Genomic DNA, 1,010 nt, shown 5'->3' with positions numbered 1-1,010 from the left:
TTCCTCTTCCGTAACTCGAATACCAACCGTAGCTTTAAGAATCGCCCAAACCACTAAGCTTGCACCAAATACCCAAGCAAAGATCACTGCGGCACCAAGAAGCTGCGCACCAAACGTTGCTTCACCGTTGCTTAGAGGAACAACCATTAGACCGAAGAAACCACAAACACCATGAACTGAAATTGCACCTACAGGATCGTCAATCTTCAGTTTATCGAGACCGATGATGCTAAATACCACTAGCGCACCCGATACCGCACCGATTGCTACAGCATACAAAGGTGATGGTGATAGTGGGTCTGCCGTGATAGCGACCAAACCAGCCAGCGCACCGTTAAGGATCATGGTTAAATCTGCTTTACCCCAAGTGGTTTTACACACAAACAATGCAGCAATCGAACCCGCAGCCGCAGCCGCGTTCGTGTTAAGGAAGAATTGACCAACCGCTGTTGCGTTTTCAAAGTCTGAAACCATCAATTGAGAACCGCCATTGAAGCCAAACCAGCCGAACCAAAGAATAAACGTACCCAGTGTTGCTAATGGCATGTTCGAGCCAGGAATTGGGTAGATTTCACCATTTTTACCGTATTTACCTTTACGAGCACCAAGCAGTAACACGCCAGCTAGCGCCGCAGACGCACCTGCCATATGAACAATACCTGAACCCGCGAAGTCGCTAAAGCCAGCTTCAGATAGGAAGCCACCGCCCCATGTCCAGTAGCCTTCCATTGGGTAAATGAACGCGGTCAAAACAGCTGAGAACAGCAAGAATGACCAAAGCTTCATGCGCTCTGCAACGGCCCCCGAAACAACAGACATCGCTGTTGCAACAAATACCACTTGGAAGAAAAAGTCGGATTCAAGAGAATGGTCTGCGCCTTCACCCTGGGTACCAATCAACCCACCGAACGATCGTAACCAACCGCCTTCTCCGTTATCGACGTACATAATGTTGTAACCAATAACAAGGTAAGTGGTACACGCTATCGCGTACAAACAAAAGTTTTTAG

At 48.2% G+C, this 1,010-nt stretch carries 1 protein-coding gene; it reads right to left on the bottom strand.

Annotation, left to right across the window (positions count from 1 at the left end; all coding sequences use genetic code 11):
- A partial coding sequence (locus R8O10_RS24090; protein ID WP_318191806.1) for an ammonium transporter occupies nt 1-1,010 on the bottom strand: 1,010 nt, incomplete at both ends.

The sequence above is a fragment of the Vibrio sp. 1727 genome (assembly GCF_033344415.1).
Taxonomy (GTDB): domain Bacteria; phylum Pseudomonadota; class Gammaproteobacteria; order Enterobacterales; family Vibrionaceae; genus Vibrio; species Vibrio alginolyticus.
Note: the sequence above shows the minus strand (reverse complement) of the source record. Positions and strands in the feature narration are given on the sequence as shown.